Consider the following 16,768-nt stretch of genomic DNA (forward strand, 5'->3'; position numbering starts at 1 on the left):
TGCCATTTCTTGTACCCAAGATGCAAGTTTTAAACGTAAAGGGCAACCTGAGCGGAAATCAGGGCGCAACTGCGGCGCGTTCGGAAGGTTCGTGCAAGCGCTGACCAAACAGCCGCAAGCCGGTGTCCCGGAGCCGGATGCGCAGATTAGGTCGAATACGCACAAAACTTGGCGAAACGCCCGAAAAAACCGAGTAACTTCGCGCAAGTGACATCTTTCGGTCATGGTTCCCCTGTGTTAGGAAGGCGCCTCAAACGAACCGAAAACAAACCGAACCTGCCTTGGGAATTTCCCTGGCAGGAGACAAAACACGGATCCCGAATGACCGATCGCCGCTCCAGCTACGATTATGAAGCACTTCTCGCCTGCGGCCGCGGCGAGCTGTTTGGCCCGGGCAATGCCCAGCTGCCTCTTCCCCCGATGCTGATGTTCGACCGGATCACGGAACTTTCCGAAACCGGCGGTGAATTCGACAAGGGGTTCGCTCGCGCCGAGTTCGACATCAAGCCGGATCTCTGGTTCTTCCCGTGCCATTTCCAGGGAAATCCGGTGATGCCGGGCTGCCTTGGTCTCGACGCCCTGTGGCAGCTGACCGGTTTCTTCCTTGGCTGGCTGGGCCTTGAAGGCAAGGGCATGGCCCTGTCGACCGGTGAAGTGAAGTTCAAGGGCATGGTTACGCCGGACGTGAAGCTGGTGGAATACGGTGTCGACTTCAAGCGGGTCATGAAGGGTCGCCTGGTTCTCGGCATTGCCGACGGCTGGTTGAAGGCGGACGGTGAACAGATTTACAAGGCGACCGATTTGCGCGTCGGCCTGGCAAAGACCTGACACCCGTTCGCAGGATCAATTGATGGCACCGGCGCTTCTTTTTCATTGGGGGCGCCGGTTTGCATATTATGTATGTGCCTGCAGGCTCTCGACACACCCCCTGAGAGCTGTGGTGCAGTCAAGACAATAGGAGACCGCAATGAGACGCGTTGTCGTCACCGGCATGGGTATCGTGTCGTCCATCGGAGCAAACACCGAAGAAGTGCTGTCCAGCCTTCGAGAAGGCAAGTCCGGCATCAGCTTCGCTCCGGATTACGCGGAACACGGCTTCAGAAGCCAGGTACACGGCATGCCGAATGTCGATATCGCTTCGCTCATCGACAAGCGCCAGCTGCGCTTCATGGGCGACGGTGCCGCCTATAACTACATCTCCATGCAGCAGGCGATTGCCGACAGCGGTCTGGAAGAATCCGACATCTCCAACCCGCGCACCGGCCTGATCATGGGTTCCGGTGGTCCGTCGACCAAGAACCTGTTCCAGGCGCACCAGATCGTGCTGGAAAAAGGGTCGCCCAAGCGCATGGGCCCGTTCATGGTGACCCGCGGCATGAGCTCCACCAACTCTGCCTGCCTGGCGACGCCGTTCAAGATCAAGGGCATCAACTATTCCATCACGTCGGCCTGCTCCACTTCGGCGCATTGCATCGGTGCAGCTACCGAACAGATCCAGTTCGGCAAGCAGGACGTGATGTTTGCCGGTGGCGGTGAGGAACTCGACTGGACCCTGTCCTGCCTGTTCGATGCCATGGGCGCCATGTCCTCCAAGTACAACGACACCCCTCAGACCGCATCGCGGGCCTATGACGCGACCCGCGACGGCTTCGTGATTGCCGGTGGTGGCGGTGTGGTGGTTCTGGAAGAACTGGAACACGCCAAGGCGCGCGGCGCGAAAATCTATGCCGAGGTTACCGGCTACGCAGCCAACTCCGACGGCTACGACATGGTGGCGCCTTCCGGTGAAGGCGGCGAGCGCTGCATGCGCCTTGCCACCTCGACCCTGGGCGACCGCAAGGTCAACTACATCAACAGCCACGGCACTTCGACACCCGTCGGCGATATCGGCGAAATCGAAGCGATCCGCCGCGTGTTCGGTGAAAACCAGCCGCCCGTGTCTTCGACCAAATCGCTCACCGGCCACAGCCTGGGTGCGACCGGCGTTCAGGAAGCCATTTACTGCCTGCTGATGCTGCAGAACGACTTCATGACCGCGTCTGCCAACATCAACGAGCTGGATCCGGCCCTGAAGCCGGGCGAGATCGTGACCGAGCGCGTGGACAATGCAGGCCTCGACACGGTTCTTTCCAACAGCTTCGGCTTTGGCGGCACCAACGCGTCGCTCGCGCTGTCGCGCTTTCACGGCTGAGGAGTTTTGAATGTCTGATCTGATGAAGGGCAAACGCGGCCTGATCATGGGCGTTGCCAACGACCACTCCATTGCCTGGGGTATTGCCAAGACGCTCGCCGATCACGGTGCCGAACTTGCCTTCACCTATCAGGGAGAGGCTTTCGGCCGCCGTACCAAGCCGCTGGCGGATTCCGTCGGTTCCAAGATCCTTGTGCCGTGCGACGTGGAAGACATTGCATCGGTCGACAGCGTGTTCGACACGCTGAAGGAAGAGTGGGGCAGCATTGACTTCCTGGTGCATGCGATCGCCTTTTCCGACAAGACGGAACTGCGCGGGAAATACGCCGACACCACGCGGGAGAATTTCTCCCGCACCATGCTGATCTCCTGCTTCTCCTTCACCGAAATCGCCAAGCGGGCAGCCGCTCTGATGACCAATGGCGGTTCCATGGTGACGCTGACCTATGGTGGTTCCACCAAGGTCATGCCGAACTACAACGTGATGGGCGTTGCCAAGGCTGCTCTGGAATCTTCCGTCCGTTACCTGGCGGTGGACTACGGTGAGCAGAACATCCGCGTGAACGCGATTTCCGCAGGCCCGGTTCGGACCCTTGCAGGATCCGGCGTTTCCGATGCCCGCCTGATGTTCAACTTCCAGAAGCGCAATTCTCCGCTCTGCCGGACCGTTTCCCTGGACGAAATCGGCGGAACCGGTCTCTATCTCCTGTCGGATCTTTCCGGTGGCGTGACCGGCGAAGTGCACTTTGTCGACAGTGGCTACAACATCATGTCGATGCCGCGTCTGGAAGAGCTCAAGGTTCAGGAAGTTCAGGCCGACTGAGGCCCGTCCAACAATCCAGACATGCAAAAGGCGGCCTGATGGCCGCCTTTTTTGTTTCAGAAATTCCGCGCCGTATTCCTCAGGATGAGGGATCAGGAAACCCAGGCAATCGAGGGAGGAGGACGTCAGTCTCCGATCAGCTCGTCCGGATAGACACCGAACAGGCGGGTCTGATCCAGCCAGCCGTCATAATTCTCGCCGTTGACCCGGCACCAGCCTCCGGCACATTCGGAAACCGTCGTCAGCACGAAGGGATCCAGTTCGGCAACGATATCGGCGTCGGAGCGGGAGCGGGAGCGCAGCGGTGTGCGGTCGCTTTTTTCCCATGGGGTGACGAGAGCCGTGCGGCGGCTGGACAACAGCGAGCGGAACACCCAGCCCTGCTTGCCTTCCCAATCGCGAATGCGGCGCCAGTTCTCGAATTCACCGACGATTTCCACGGGCAAACCGGACTGCACGAAGGTCCAAGCGATATCATGTTCGCGCGAAGGCCCGATGCGCACATTGACCCGGTCGGACTTCAGACTGACAAATCTCGGCACCGGCAGGCCGCTGGCGCCGGTCGTGGTGCCCTGGGCCTGCGAAGCGACCGAAGTTGCGAGCAGACCGCACAGCAATGTCATCACAGTGAGGAAGATCCGGGTAGCCTGGAACGAGCGAGCCATATTGTCCGGTTGTCCAATTGTTATTGATCTTTGATTTGAGGCAAATCTCTACCGAAAAATTTGCGCGAAAACCAGCTTGGTCGTTTTGGCCGGTTGGCGATCCGCAGCGATTGAAACCGATCCCTTGTTTCTGCCGGACCATCTGGTAAGGAAAAGGGGTGGTCTCATCCGCTCGCGCAACGCGCAGCGTCAAAGTGGTACCGTTGAGGTTAACAAGTCCTCAACGAAGCGCGAAAGGCAATTGGTATGGCGAAAAAGAAGCCTGTCGTTGTGGTGACCCGGAAGCTTCCGGACGTGGTGGAAACACGGATGCGTGAGCTTTTCGAGACGCGTCTCAATGATAATGACAGGCCCTTCAGCCAGGCGGAACTGGTGGAAGCGGTGCGAACCGCCGATGTTCTGGTGCCGACCGTTACCGACCGGATCGACTCATCTGTCCTCTCGCAGGCTGGTGAAAACCTGAAGCTCATCGCAAACTTCGGTAATGGTGTCGACAACATCGATGTCGTGAGTGCCAACAACCGGGGAATCAATGTCACCAACACGCCGGGCGTGCTGACCGAAGACACCGCGGACATGACCATGGCGCTGATCCTGGCCGTGCCGCGTCGACTTGCCACAGGCATCAAGGCGCTGGAAGCCGGCGACTGGGCCGGCTGGTCGCCGACCTGGATGCTTGGCCACCGGATCTGGGGAAAACGCCTGGGTATCATCGGCATGGGCCGCATTGGCCAGGCCGTCGCACGCCGTGCCAAGGCCTTCGGCATGTCGATCCACTATCACAACCGCCGCCGCCTTGCCGAAAGTGTCGAGGAAGAGCTTGAGGCAACCTACTGGGACAGCCTTGACCAGATGCTGGCGCGCATGGATGTCGTCTCCATCCACTGCCCGCACACGCCGGGAACGTTCCACCTTCTGTCCGCCCGCCGCCTGAAGCTTCTGAAAAAGGATGCCTACGTCGTGAACACCGCCCGTGGCGAGGTGATCGACGAAAACGCCCTGATCCGGATGCTCGAGAGCGGTGAGCTTGCCGGCGCCGGTCTGGACGTGTTCGAGCACGAACCCGCGGTCAATCCGAAGCTGGCCAAGCTGGAAAGCGTTCTGCTGCTGCCGCACATGGGGTCGGCCACCATCGAGGGCCGTATCGAAATGGGCGAGAAGGTCATCATCAACATCAAGACCTTCATGGACGGGCACCGCCCGCCGGATCGTGTTCTGCCATCGATGCTTTGACCCGTTTGCGAGTCTCATGTCTTGGCTGATCGTTTCATCGGCAGCGCGGTTGCCGTGCCGGCCAGTCTCGACTGGCTGAGGGCGACCGAAACCGGCCGTATCTGGCTCGACAAGCTGCCGGTGCTGCTTGAAACCGCGTGCGAACACTTCGGACTTTCAGAAATTGGGAGCCCGTTTTCTGGCGGTAATGTATCTCTCGTCGTTCCGGCAAGGCACGACGGTGAGGATGTTGTCCTCAAACTGCAGTTTCCCGATCACGAATGCCGCCACGAAGCCGAGGCACTGTGGCGCTGGAACGGCAAGGGTGCCGTTCGGCTTTTGAAGCATGCGCCGGAACTCGGCGCACTGCTGCTGGAGCGCTGCAGGCCGGGACAGTTTCTGGCCGACGACACCGAAACGGACCGGATTGGCGTTGTTGCAGGATTGCTGCGTCTCCTGACGATCCCCGCCGGTGATCCGTTTACCCGCCTCAACGATGAAGCCGCACGGTGGCGGGATAGCCTCGACCATAACTGGATGGCTGCCGGGAAGCCTTGCGAGCAATATCTCGTGGACGCTGCGCGCAAGGCCTTGCAGGACCTTTGTCTCGAGAAAGAGGCGGAAGAGGTCCTGCTTCACCAGGACCTGCACGGACACAACATTCTGTCCTCTGAAAGAGATACCTGGCTTGCCATCGATCCGAAGCCTCTCGCCGGCGATCCTGCCTTTGCGCTAAGCCCGATCGTCAGGAGCTTCGAATTCGGACATTCGAAAGCCGAAGCGCGTTACCGCCTAGACCGACTGTCGGAAGAACTGGAGCTTGACCGGGAGCGGGCAAGATATTGGACCATCGGCCAGACCATGGCCTGGGCATTCAGCAGCAGCTATGCCGAGCGGCACTTTGAAACAGTTCGCTGGTTGCTGGTGGACGATTGATCCACCAAATCCGTTTAAGAGGTCTTTCGAGCCTCAGCCGTTGTATTTTGACCAGATCGCACTGTCGCCCATGCCTTCGATGAAGGCCTTGTGGGCTTCAAATTCGCTTTCCTGCAGCAGGCGCTGCAACGGCGAGGGACGCTGGCGGGCGTTAAAGGTGCCGAGTTCGCCAGGTTCGAAGCTGGAGCCTGCAGAAGAGGTTTCTTCCTCGTCCGTCAGCAGGCCAAGGGCCGTCTGGCGGCCGCCGATAAGCTCCAGATAGACTTCGGCCAGGATTTCCGCATCCAGAAGAGCGCCGTGCTTGATGCGCTTGGAGTTGTCGATGCCATAGCGAGAGCAAAGTGCATCCAGCGAATTCGGCCCCGATGGGTGCTTGCGGCGGGCAAGATCCAGCGTATCGAGCACCTGGGTATTCGGAATTGTGCGCCGTCCGGCCCGTTCCAGCTCCATGTTGATGAAGCCCATGTCGAAAGCCGCGTTGTGGATCACCAGCGTCGCATCGCCAACGAACTCCAGAAACTCATCCGCAACGTGCTCGAACAAGGGCTTGTCGGACAGGAACTCCGCCGACAGGCCATGAACCCGGAAAGCTTCTTCCGGCATGTCGCGCAGCGGGTTGATGTAGACATGATAGGAATTGCCCGTCGCGATGTGGTTGATCAACTCCACACCGCCGATTTCCACCAGCCGATCGCCTCCGCGCGGGTTCAGGCCTGTTGTTTCCGTATCGAACGAGATCTCGCGCATTTTTCCGCCTTTTGCCTATGGATTCACTGTGCAGCTTGCAGGGTGAGTGGCAAGAGTTGCGCGCGGTTTTCCCCGGTGTTCTGGGGTTCTGGCGTTTGATCCCAGTGCCCCCGTGCCTGTTCCGTCCAACACTTCATTCAAAGGAGCTCGGCATTGCCGGGTGTCTCGAAGGATGGGTCACTGGTTTCGGAGTATGCCGCCCATCCTTCGAGACGGGCCTTGCAGGCCCTCCTCAGGATGAGGGAGAAGTTGAAAAGACCTTCAGTGCAAGAGGAGATCAGAGAGACGTCACCCTGCCGCGGCCAATGCCTTCAGGATCGCTCTCACCTGCCGCTTCGCCGCTTCCATGCCACGGCCGGTATCGACCAGGAAATGCGCGCGGCGGCGTTTTTCGGCGTCTGGCATCTGCTTGGCGAGGATCGCCTCGAACCTGTCTTCGCTCATGCCAGGCCGGGCAAGGACACGGTCTCGCTGAACCTGTGCATCGGCGGTGACAACAACGACGACATACACGCGGGCCTCACCGCCGGTTTCGAACAGCAGCGGAATATCCAGCATGACGATACGTCGATGGTCCGCGCGGGCACGCTTCAGAAAGAGCTGCTCTTCCTCACGCACCAGGGGGTGAACGATGGCTTCGAGCTTCTTCATGGCCTCGGGCTTGCCGAGCACATGCGGAGAGAGCAGCGTTCGGTCGACCTTGCCGTCTGACACCGTGCCGGGAAACGCCGCCTCGATCAGCGGCGCGGCCCGGCCCGAATAGAGCGCGTGGACCGTGGCATCGGCATCGTGCACGGGAACACCTTCTGCGGCGAACATTTTTGCCGTTGTCGATTTGCCCATGCCGATGGAGCCGGTAAGGCCGATCCGGATCACGCAGTTACTCCAAGGTCTGCGAGTATAAGGTTGCGCAGGGTGTCGTCCACTTCCGGCCGAACCCCGAACCAGCGTTCGAAAGCGGGTACGGCCTGATGCAGCAGCATGCCAAGGCCGTCCACAGTCTGGTTGCCCCGCGCCTTCGCGCTGCGCAGCAGGTCGGTTTCCAGTGGGGCATAGACTGCGTCAGTGACGATTGCCGTCGTCGGCAAGGGTGACAGGTCGATTTCCAGCGGCGCCTTGCCGGCCATGCCGAGCGAAGTGGTGTTCACCAGAAGATCAGCTTCTTCAAGCACTGTCCCCAGGTTGTCCCATTCATGGGCAATTGTTCCGGAACCAAACATATCCGTAATGGCTTTTGCTTTTTCGAAGGTCCGGTTGACGATATGCACTCTTGTGAATTTCCGTGAGAGCAATGCCCACACTACGGCACGTGCGGCTCCGCCTGCCCCCAGGACCACGGCAGATTCACGTGAAACGTCCCACCCGGGGGCGAGCTGATCAAGATTGCCGAGAAAGCCGAGACCATCCGTATTGGCCCCGCACAGCCGGCCGCTGTCGTCCAGCCAGATCGTGTTGGCAGCCCCCATGGATTTTGCCGCATCGTCCAGCCAGTCGCAGGCTGCGGCAGCCACTTCCTTATTCGGAACAGTGACATTGGCGCCGGACAGACCCGCATCGGCAAAGTTCCGGTAGAAGTCCTCGGCAGTTTCCGGCGGAACATCGACCCGGCCATATTCTCCGGCGATGCCGTGCTTCTTCAACCAGTATCCATGCACCAGCGGAGAGCGGGAATGTGTCACCGGATGGCCTGTGATGGCCGCTTTTTTCACGGATCCGCTCATGTTTCGATCACCTTCAGGCTACGCAACTCTGCCAGAAGAGGCAAAAGTGGCAGGCCAAGAATGGTGAAATAGTCGCCATCTATCTTTTCAAAAAGCTGTACGCCGAGACTTTCCAACTGATAGGCGCCGACGCTGGAAAGCACGTCCTCACCGGCCGCAGCCAGATAATGGCCAATGAAGGCCGGGCTCAGTTCGCGCATGGTCAGGCGTGCCGTGGAAACGTGGCGCCAGATTGCTTCGCCATCCTTCGAAATCACGACAGCGGAATGCAGTTCGTGGGTCTTGCCGGAAAAGGCGAGCAGTTGCCGGCGCGCAGCTTCCATGTCCTCGGGTTTTGTGCGTCTTTCACCTTCGAACGCCAGAATCTGATCGGCACCGATGACAAGATCACCGGCGCGTCGGTCACTGACATCATTCGCCTTGGCTTCCGCCAGAACGCTTGCCAGGTCTTCCGGAGGAAAGCCTGCTTCCAGGAGCGGGGCTTCGACAACACGCTCGTCGACATCGGCCGGGTCGACCTCAATGTCGAGCCCGGCGTTTTTCAGAAGATCAGCGCGGATTCTGCTTCCGCTTGCCAAGACAAGTGCCATTTCCATCCCTTTTGCTGGTTATCCGGCGCGCCCGGTTTCTCCTCCGCCTTCCTGCCCTGATTTGAATTCCTTGAAAAGGGTCAGGATCTCCGCAGCTGTCTCCTCGACAGAACGACGCGTAACGTCAATCAGCGGCCAGCCATGTTCCGTGCAGAGCCTGCGGGTCATGTTGATCTCCTGGGAGATCTCCTTCCGGTCGACATACGTGTCGTTATAGCCTTCCGAATTCAATGACAGCACACGGTTGCGGCGGATTTGCTGAATGCGTTCGGCAGAAGCGATCAGACCGACAATCATCGGCTGCTTGAGTTTCTTCACATGTTCGGGCAGGGCAATGCCCGGGACCAGCGGCACGTTTGCAGCCTTGATGCCCCGGTTGGCCAGATAGATGCAGGTTGGCGTCTTGGATGTGCGCGAAATACCGATCAGCACGATATCGGCGGATTCCAGATCGTCCCAGATCTGACCGTCATCATGCAACATGGTGTAGTTGAGCGCTTCCATCCGGCGAAAATATTCCGCATCCAGTTCATGCTGTCCGCCGACCCTGTGGGTTTGGGTGACATTGAGATAGGACTGGAAGACCGCGAAGACCGGATCCAGGATATTGACGAAGGGCACACCCAGCTCGCGACACTTCAGTTCCAGCCGGCCGGCGATTTCTACATCGACCAGGGTATAGAGGACGATGCCGGGTGCCTTTTCGATTTCAGTGATTACCCGGTCGAGCTGCTTCTGGGAGCGCACAAGCGGATAGACATGCTCGATTTCCTGCACGTTCTCGTACTGAACCGTTGCCGCACGGGCCACTGTCATCAGCGTTTCGCCGGTGGAGTCGGACACGAGATGGAGATGGAAGTAGTGTCTCGACTTGTTCACGTTGTCATCCCCAGGCCTGTTGATGATTTGGGTAAGATGTCTGCCACCCAGTGCCTAGCACGAAGTTTATGCCCGCTCAGCCGAATTTATTAACAATGCTTAAACGAGCGGAAACTGATGCCGAAACGGTTGTGCATGGATGTGGATTCACAAAGGCGCTGTGACATATCGACAGATTGTCCACTGCCGCCCAATTCCTTAACGAAACGTAAACAAGCGGACAAGTGATTGTAATTCAATTCGTAATCCTGTTATCGACTCCTGGGGAGGAAATCTGCTTAACAAGTAGCGGATTTTTTCCCGCCGAGAAAATCAGGCTGATGGATTGTGGATAGAAAATGATCCCGGTAATCCACGCACAAATAGAAAAAACAGATTCAAAATAAGAATCTTTATTGATTTGAAATGTGGGAAAGGCGACCTCATGAAATCCCAAGACAGGTCCGTGATGCGGGTACTCTCCGGAGAAAAGCTCTGGCCGCCTCCCATCTGGATGATGCGTCAGGCCGGACGCTATCTTCCCGAATATCGCGAAGTGCGTTCGAAGGCGGCAAACTTTCTGGAGTTCTGCTATTCGCCGGACCTTGCAACAGAGGTCACGCTCCAGCCGATCCGCCGGTATGGTTTTGATGCAAGCATTCTGTTTTCAGACATCTTCGTCGTACCGGACGCCATCGGGTACCCGGTTCGTTTTGAAGAAGGACGTGGTCCCGTTCTGGAACCGCTGTCTTCCGATCTTCTGGATCGTCTGGAACAGGATCGTGCCGAGGATCATCTCAAACCGGTCATAGAGACGGTTTCCCGCCTGCGGGCGGAGCTGCCAGAGGAAACGACGCTGCTGGGCTTCTGTGGCGCTCCGTGGACGGTTGCCTGCTATTCCGTTGCAGGTCATACCACCCAGGATCAGGTTGCCGCCCGTGTGGGCGCCTATCGCGATCCTGACCTGATGCAGCGTTTCGTCGATCAGCTCGTCACGGCCTCGATCCGCTATCTCATCCGACAGCTGGATGCGGGCGCGGATGCGGTCCAGATTTTCGATACCTGGGCGGGTGTTCTGGATGAAGCCGGTTTCAAGCGCTGGTCGATCGAACCGACACGCCGGATCGTTGACGGTGTTCGGGCCGTGCGGCCGGATGCAAAGATCATCGGTTTCCCGAAAGCTTCCTCGGCTCGGATGATGGCATTCGTGGAAGGTACGGGTGTGGATGCGGTCGGTTTCGACTGGACGGCTCCGGACCAGGTTGCTCTCGATATTCAGAAGAAAGTCCCGATCCAGGGCAATCTCGATCCGATGCGGCTGGTGGCTGGCGGCAAGGCGCTGGAAGAGGGCGTGGCCCATATCCTGAACACCTTCGACAAGGGTCCACTGGTCTTCAACCTGGGGCATGGTGTGACGCCGGACGCGGATCCGGAAAACGTTGCCCGCATGGTCGAGCTGGTCAGGAAGGGATAAGCGCATGGATCTCTTTCTCTGGATCAAGGCGCTCCACGTCATCTCGATCATCGCGTGGATGGCCGGCATGCTCTATCTGCCGCGGCTGTTCGTCTACCATGCGGCCACGGAAATCGGATCGGAACAGTCCGAGACCTTCAAGATCATGGAACGGCGGCTGCTCAAGGCCATCATCAATCCGGCCATGATCGCCTCCTGGGGGTTTGGCCTGTGGCTCGCCTGGGAACTTCAGGCCTGGCAGGACGGGTGGTTCCACGCCAAGTTCACGTTTGTCCTGATCATGTCCGGTGTTCACGGCCATCTCAGTAGCTGTGTGAAGAAATTCGCCCGCGACGAGAACAAAAGGTCGCAGCGTTACTACCGGATACTCAACGAAGTTCCGACTGTCCTGATGATCGGGATCGTCATCTTCGTCATCGTCAAACCGTTTTAAGCGGCACGAAACAGGCAATAGAGACAGCCGCAGACATGCGGCCGTCATTTTCACCTTTCGAATTCTAAGTGTGGCCTAAAAAACCGGCAGAATTCCGGGCTTGCGCTTTATTGCAAATCAACGTATCTTTCGCGCATCTTCATACGGCACAGTGTTCGTTTTCAATCGCTCCGCAGTCGCCGTACAATCTGGACACGCCTAAAAGTCTCTCAGATATCTTCTGGCCGACCCATCCATCCGGCGCAGAACGACCTTTCCAAACCTAAATCCATAACAACACAAAAAAAGACCCCAACTCGATGCGGGAAATGAAACTCAAAGACCTAAAAGAAAAAACACCGACAGAGCTGCTCCAGACTGCTGAGGAGCTTGAAGTCGAAAACGCCAGCACCATGCGCAAGCAGGAGCTGATGTTCGCCATCCTGAAGAACCTAGCTGCTCAGGATGTGGAGATTATCGGCGAAGGCGTCGTTGAAGTCCTTCAGGACGGCTTCGGCTTTCTCCGGTCTCCGGATGCGAACTATCTGCCGGGCCCGGACGACATTTACGTCTCGCCCTCGCAGATCCGCCGCTTTTCGCTGCGGACAGGGGACACCGTTGAAGGCCAGATCCGCAGCCCCAAAGAGGGCGAACGGTATTTTGCCCTTCTCAAAGTCAACACCATCAATTTCGAGGATCCGGAAAAGGCCCGGCACAAGGTTCACTTCGACAACCTGACGCCGCTTTATCCGGATGAACGTTTCCGGATGGAAATCGAAGATCCGACGATCAAGGATCTCTCCTCCCGCGTTATCGATCTGGTAGCGCCCCTCGGTAAAGGCCAGCGTGCGCTGATCACCGCGCCGCCGCGCACAGGTAAAACGGTGTTCCTGCAGAACATCGCGAAGTCCATCACCACCAATCATCCGGAATGCTATCTGATCGTTCTTCTGATCGACGAACGTCCGGAAGAAGTGACCGACATGCAGCGTACGGTCGACGGCGAAGTGGTTTCCTCCACGTTCGACGAACCGGCCGCCCGCCACGTGCAGGTTGCCGAAATGGTGATCGAGAAGGCCAAGCGCCTGACCGAACATGGCCGCGACGTCGTCATCCTGCTGGACTCCATCACGCGTCTGGGACGTGCGTACAACACCGTCGTTCCGTCTTCAGGCAAGGTGCTGACCGGTGGTGTGGATGCCAACGCCCTGCAGCGGCCGAAGCGCTTCTTCGGTGCGGCCCGTAACATTGAAGAGGGTGGCTCGCTGACGATCATCGCGACCGCACTGATCGATACCGGCAGCCGCATGGACGAAGTCATCTTCGAAGAGTTCAAGGGCACGGGTAACTCCGAAATCATCCTGGACCGCAAGATCTCCGACAAGCGTGTTTACCCGGCCATCGATATCCAGCGCTCCGGTACGCGTAAGGAAGAGCTTCTGGTACCGGCCGAACGTCTCAAGAAGACCTTCGTGCTGCGCCGGATCCTCAACCCGATGGGGACGGTGGATGCGATCGAGTTCCTGCTCGACAAGCTCAAGCAGACCAAGTCGAACGACGATTTCTTCGACAGCATGAACACTTGATCCCAAACGGATCGGGTTCTATTCAAAGGCGCGGCCCGCGAGGGTTCGCGCCTTTACTTTTTGTTAAGAAATAAACACCCCGCCACCGTGTTTCACGTGAATCCTGCCTTTTGTTGAATCGGACCCGTTCTGATGCCTGAAGCTTCGTTCCTGCTAGAGACTGACCGGCTCCTGCTTCGTCCATGGAAGGATGAAGACCTGGACCCATTTGCCAGGCTCTGTGCCGACCCCGAGGTGATGAGATTTTTCCCTGAGGTGCTCACGCGGGAGAAGTCAGACTTGCTGGTTGCGCGGTGCCGGGAAAAGACGGTGAAGGACGGTTTCAGCATGGCGCCGATTGAAATAAAGGAGACGGGAGAATTTCTCGGCTTTGTCGGTTTGAACGTTCCGTCCTATGCGGCGCCCCTGCCATTCGAGCCATGTGTCGAAATCGGCTGGCGCCTGAAGCGGACTGCCTGGGGGAAGGGCTATGCAGGCGAGGCTGCGCGGGAGTGGCTTCGATTCGGTTTTGAAACCATCGGTCTTGAAGAGATTGTGGCTTTCACCATCCCGGACAATCTGCCGTCGCAAAGGGTCATGGAAAAGATCGGCATGACACGTGACAGGGATGGGGACTTTCTTCATCCCAGTCTTCCGGCAGATCATCCGATCGCAAAGCATGTGCTCTATCGCCTAAAGAAGACGGATTGGATGTCCGGCCTGAAGCAAATCTGACTTCTGTTCCGGTGTGTTGATCAGATTCACGTGAAACAGACCTGCATCGCCTAAAGTTCAGACAATGAGAAACACCTTCAAGATTGAAACCGAACGGTTGGTGCTGCGCTGTTGGGCGGAAGCGCATATTGACCCCTGTGTGCAACTTTGCGCGGACCCGGTGGTGATGCAGTACTTTCCCGATGTGCTGACCCGTGATCGGACCTTGAAGCTGATTGGGATGTTTAGGGACTGTTTTGAAAAGCACGGTGTTTTTTACGCACCGATTGAACTGAAGGCGTCAGGCGAGTTCATCGGCTTTGCCGGACTTGATGTGCACGATGAAGAGGCGCTGCCGATTGGTGGCTGTGTCGATATTGGTTGGAGGCTCAAGCGGTCAGCGTGGGGCCGGGGGTTTGCTAGCGAAGCTGCTCGCGCCTGGCTTCGATTCGGCTTTGAAACCATTGGTTACGAAGAGATTGTTGCCTTCACTGTTCCCGGCAATATTCCCTCGCAGAAGGTCATGACACGAATTGGCATGACGCAGGATGAGAGGGGTGACTTCGAGCACCCGAAGCTTCCAGAGGGACACGCGTTCAAGCGGCACCTGCTCTACAGGATGACGAATGACGATTGGCAGATGCGGACTGGGTAAGGGTTTATCCGAGCCGAGCAAAGACTCACGTGAAACAGAAACAGGTTCATGCCGGGGTCAGAATTTGTTTCACGTGAATCCGTCACCTTGAATCGGCTCCGATCCGACAACCGGAATTGTCACCTGAGGCGGGTGTTTCTTTCTCACATTTCTTGCAGGCCAAATTCGAAACCGACCTCATGCCTGATTGCAGTGGCTGGACCAGAGGACGACGGCGAAATCCCGGACGCGGTGTTTCACGTGAATCCCCTGTTTTGAATCGGCTCCGAACTCATCGCCTACTGTTGTGTTTAGGAGCTTAACCGCCTCCACTTACATCGTGTGACGACATAGGTGAAAGAACTCGATGTTCAGCTTACGGACAGATTGTGAGGCTGTGACGTAGTTTCGCCAAACGAAATGCAATTCCCTCATCCCGTGTGTTTCCGTCCTGGACCCGATTTGAAGGGGAAACAGGAACTGCCGGCGGCTGGGTACTCTCTGGCCGAAGCTGCGCGTGTGAGGCACAAGAACCGCGCCTGAGAGGAAAGCCGCTCCTGTCCAAGCCAGGTACTTTCTGACAATTGATTCACGTGAAACAGATTGCCGTATCGCCAGCAACTTCGATTCGGCGGCGGAATGGCGAGGCTTGTTCTTTTCCGCGGTGACGAGAGTTGATAAAGAGGCGGTCCACGACCCGACCACGAACCGGAAGACACCATGGCTGACACGATCTTTGCGCTCTCTAGCGGAGCTGTGCCTTCGGGCGTTGCGATGATCCGTGTGTCTGGTCCAGGTACCAGGGAGATCGTTGAGACACTGGCTGGCAAGGTGCCACAGCCGCGGAAGACGATGCTGGCCAAGCTCCGGGATCCGGAAACGAAGGACGTTCTCGACGAGGCCCTGGTACTCTACTTTGAAGGGCCTTCCAGCTTCACGGGAGAGGACGTTGCCGAGTTCCAATGCCATGGTGGACGTGCCGTGGTCTCAAGCCTCCTGTCCGTACTTTCCCGGTTTTCCAATTGCCGTCCGGCCGAGGCAGGGGAGTTCACGCGCCGCGCTTTCGATCGTGGCCGCATGGACCTCACGGAAGTTGAGGGCCTGGCAGATCTTATCGCCGCAGAGACCGAGAGCCAGCGCAAGCAGGCAGTCCGTCAGATGGGTGGAGCCCTCGGCAAGCTCTATGACGACTGGAGAAAGCGTCTCATCCATATGCGGGCAATGATCGAGGCAGACTTCGATTTTGCCGATGAAGAGGATGTTCCTGGCAGCGTGGCCGATGAAGTCTGGGCGGAAGCAACCCAGCTCCATGGCGAGATTGCAGAGCACCTTGAGAAATCCCGCAGCGGCGAGCGTCTACGGTCCGGCTTGCAGGTGGTGCTGATGGGGGCGCCCAATGCCGGCAAGTCCAGTCTCCTGAATGCCATCGCAGGACGGGAGGTCGCCATCGTCACCGAAGAAGCCGGAACGACCCGGGACGTGATCGAGGTTCATCTGGATCTTTCAGGGTATCCCGTGACGCTTGTCGATACCGCCGGCCTCCGGAAGACGGAGGGTGTGGTTGAGAAGGAAGGCATACGCCGGGCAGAGGAACGGGGCAGAGGAGCTGACCTCATCCTGTGGGCGGTGGAGCCTGGTGGGGTGGAACAGGACGATGTCGTCGCCGGCCTTCCGTTCGACCTTCGCCGTAGCGTGCCTGTCTGGACCGTTCGAACGAAGGCTGATCTTGAGACTCCTCCGGAACAAGACTCTTCCGGAACGATCCAGGAAATTGCTTGTTCCAGCAAAAGCGCTGAAGGTATGAACCCGCTTTTTTCCCGGCTTACCCGTTTTGCCGAGGAAACGATATCTGTCGGCGAAGCACCACTGGCCACCCGGGCACGGCACCGTCACTATCTCAAGGATTGTCTGTCCGGCCTGAGAGCTGCCGTGGATATGGTGCACCTGCCGGCGGAGTTGCGCGCGGAAGACCTTCGCCGGGCTGCGGATGCCCTCGGGCGGATCACCGGGAGGATCGATGTCGAGGATTTGCTCGATGTGATCTTCCGGGATTTCTGTATCGGCAAGTGACCTGTTTCACGTGAATCATCTCAGGCGAACTGCGGATCGATTCTCTACCGGAACATGTTTCACGTGAATCATTTTCTCTGCTGTAGGTGCAAAATGACCTACGCCACCAGACGATTTGCCTGCTGACCGGAATTCCGCTTTGACCTTCAGCTGCGT

The 16,768-nt window shown here is 58.0% G+C and carries 17 protein-coding genes; 11 read left to right on the top strand and 6 right to left on the bottom strand.

What is annotated here, in order from left to right:
* The first annotated feature begins 321 nt into the window (after positions 1–321).
* The 3 genes from fabA (at position 322) to fabI (ending at position 3,014) form a co-directional block, all read left to right on the top strand.
* A complete protein-coding gene (gene fabA, locus FIU93_RS05790) occupies positions 322–828 on the top strand; it encodes a 3-hydroxyacyl-[acyl-carrier-protein] dehydratase FabA (RefSeq protein ID WP_023002450.1) in 507 nt (168 codons plus the stop codon).
* 139 nt (positions 829–967) lie between these two features.
* Entirely contained in the window at positions 968–2,191 is a 1,224-nt protein-coding gene (gene fabB / locus FIU93_RS05795) for a beta-ketoacyl-ACP synthase I (RefSeq protein WP_055660265.1), read from the top strand.
* Between the two features lie 10 nt (positions 2,192–2,201).
* Positions 2,202–3,014 (top strand): enoyl-ACP reductase FabI, encoded by an 813-nt coding sequence (gene fabI / locus FIU93_RS05800; RefSeq protein ID WP_023002452.1) that lies wholly within the window; start codon positions 2,202–2,204, stop codon positions 3,012–3,014.
* Positions 3,015–3,139: 125 nt separating this feature from the next.
* Here fabI and FIU93_RS05805 read toward each other — a convergent pair whose 3' ends face one another.
* On the bottom strand, positions 3,140–3,637 hold the full coding sequence (locus FIU93_RS05805) for an SH3 domain-containing protein (protein ID WP_031269978.1): 498 nt from the start codon (positions 3,635–3,637) through the stop codon (positions 3,140–3,142).
* A gap of 288 nt (positions 3,638–3,925) precedes the next feature.
* Here FIU93_RS05805 and FIU93_RS05810 point away from each other — a divergent pair, with 288 nt between their 5' ends.
* On the top strand, positions 3,926–4,912 hold the full coding sequence (locus FIU93_RS05810; protein WP_023002454.1) for a D-glycerate dehydrogenase: 987 nt from the start codon (positions 3,926–3,928) through the stop codon (positions 4,910–4,912).
* Positions 4,913–4,933: 21 nt separating this feature from the next.
* Positions 4,934–5,827, top strand: coding sequence for an aminoglycoside phosphotransferase family protein (locus FIU93_RS05815; RefSeq protein ID WP_152505056.1), 894 nt, complete (start codon positions 4,934–4,936; stop codon positions 5,825–5,827).
* A gap of 33 nt (positions 5,828–5,860) precedes the next feature.
* Here FIU93_RS05815 and dnaQ read toward each other — a convergent pair whose 3' ends face one another.
* From dnaQ to FIU93_RS05840, 5 genes are all read right to left on the bottom strand, one after another.
* Positions 5,861–6,574 carry a DNA polymerase III subunit epsilon gene (dnaQ, locus tag FIU93_RS05820; protein WP_152505057.1) on the bottom strand — a complete coding sequence of 238 codons (714 nt, stop codon included), beginning with the start codon at positions 6,572–6,574 and terminating at the stop codon, positions 5,861–5,863.
* 288 nt (positions 6,575–6,862) lie between these two features.
* Complete coding sequence (coaE, locus tag FIU93_RS05825; RefSeq protein ID WP_152505058.1) at positions 6,863–7,450, bottom strand: dephospho-CoA kinase; 588 nt, start codon at positions 7,448–7,450, stop codon at positions 6,863–6,865.
* Positions 7,447–8,295, bottom strand: a complete 849-nt coding sequence (locus tag FIU93_RS05830) for a shikimate dehydrogenase (protein ID WP_173017279.1) — start codon at positions 8,293–8,295, stop codon at positions 7,447–7,449. The genes coaE and FIU93_RS05830 overlap by 4 nt, the downstream gene beginning before the upstream one ends.
* Complete coding sequence (locus FIU93_RS05835) at positions 8,292–8,891, bottom strand: Maf-like protein (RefSeq protein ID WP_062486005.1); 600 nt, start codon at positions 8,889–8,891, stop codon at positions 8,292–8,294. Before FIU93_RS05835 ends, FIU93_RS05830 begins: the two co-directional genes overlap by 4 nt.
* 12 nt (positions 8,892–8,903) lie before the next feature.
* On the bottom strand, positions 8,904–9,701 hold the full coding sequence (locus FIU93_RS05840) for a pyruvate, water dikinase regulatory protein (protein WP_055660553.1): 798 nt from the start codon (positions 9,699–9,701) through the stop codon (positions 8,904–8,906).
* A 487-nt stretch (positions 9,702–10,188) separates the two neighbouring features.
* On the opposite strand from FIU93_RS05840, the gene hemE reads away from it, so the two are divergent.
* From hemE to mnmE, 6 genes are all read left to right on the top strand, one after another.
* The gene (gene hemE, locus FIU93_RS05845; RefSeq protein WP_077291366.1) at positions 10,189–11,217 is read left to right on the top strand and encodes a uroporphyrinogen decarboxylase; all 1,029 of its coding nucleotides are present in this window, start codon (positions 10,189–10,191) and stop codon (positions 11,215–11,217) included.
* Between the two features lie 4 nt (positions 11,218–11,221).
* Positions 11,222–11,650 (top strand): protoporphyrinogen oxidase HemJ, encoded by a 429-nt coding sequence (gene hemJ, locus FIU93_RS05850; protein WP_023002462.1) that lies wholly within the window; start codon positions 11,222–11,224, stop codon positions 11,648–11,650.
* A gap of 299 nt (positions 11,651–11,949) precedes the next feature.
* Positions 11,950–13,215 (top strand): transcription termination factor Rho, encoded by a 1,266-nt coding sequence (gene rho / locus FIU93_RS05855; protein ID WP_023002463.1) that lies wholly within the window; start codon positions 11,950–11,952, stop codon positions 13,213–13,215.
* 132 nt (positions 13,216–13,347) lie between these two features.
* The gene (locus FIU93_RS05860; RefSeq protein WP_152505059.1) at positions 13,348–13,929 is read left to right on the top strand and encodes a GNAT family N-acetyltransferase; all 582 of its coding nucleotides are present in this window, start codon (positions 13,348–13,350) and stop codon (positions 13,927–13,929) included.
* A 64-nt stretch (positions 13,930–13,993) separates the two neighbouring features.
* Positions 13,994–14,563 carry a GNAT family N-acetyltransferase gene (locus FIU93_RS05865; protein ID WP_152505060.1) on the top strand — a complete coding sequence of 190 codons (570 nt, stop codon included), beginning with the start codon at positions 13,994–13,996 and terminating at the stop codon, positions 14,561–14,563.
* Between the two features lie 699 nt (positions 14,564–15,262).
* Entirely contained in the window at positions 15,263–16,612 is a 1,350-nt protein-coding gene (gene mnmE / locus FIU93_RS05870; RefSeq protein WP_152505061.1) for a tRNA uridine-5-carboxymethylaminomethyl(34) synthesis GTPase MnmE, read from the top strand.
* Positions 16,613–16,768: the final 156 nt, after the last annotated feature.

The organism is Labrenzia sp. THAF35, assembly GCF_009363595.1.
In the GTDB taxonomy this organism is placed as follows: Bacteria; Pseudomonadota; Alphaproteobacteria; order Rhizobiales; family Stappiaceae; genus Roseibium; species Roseibium algicola.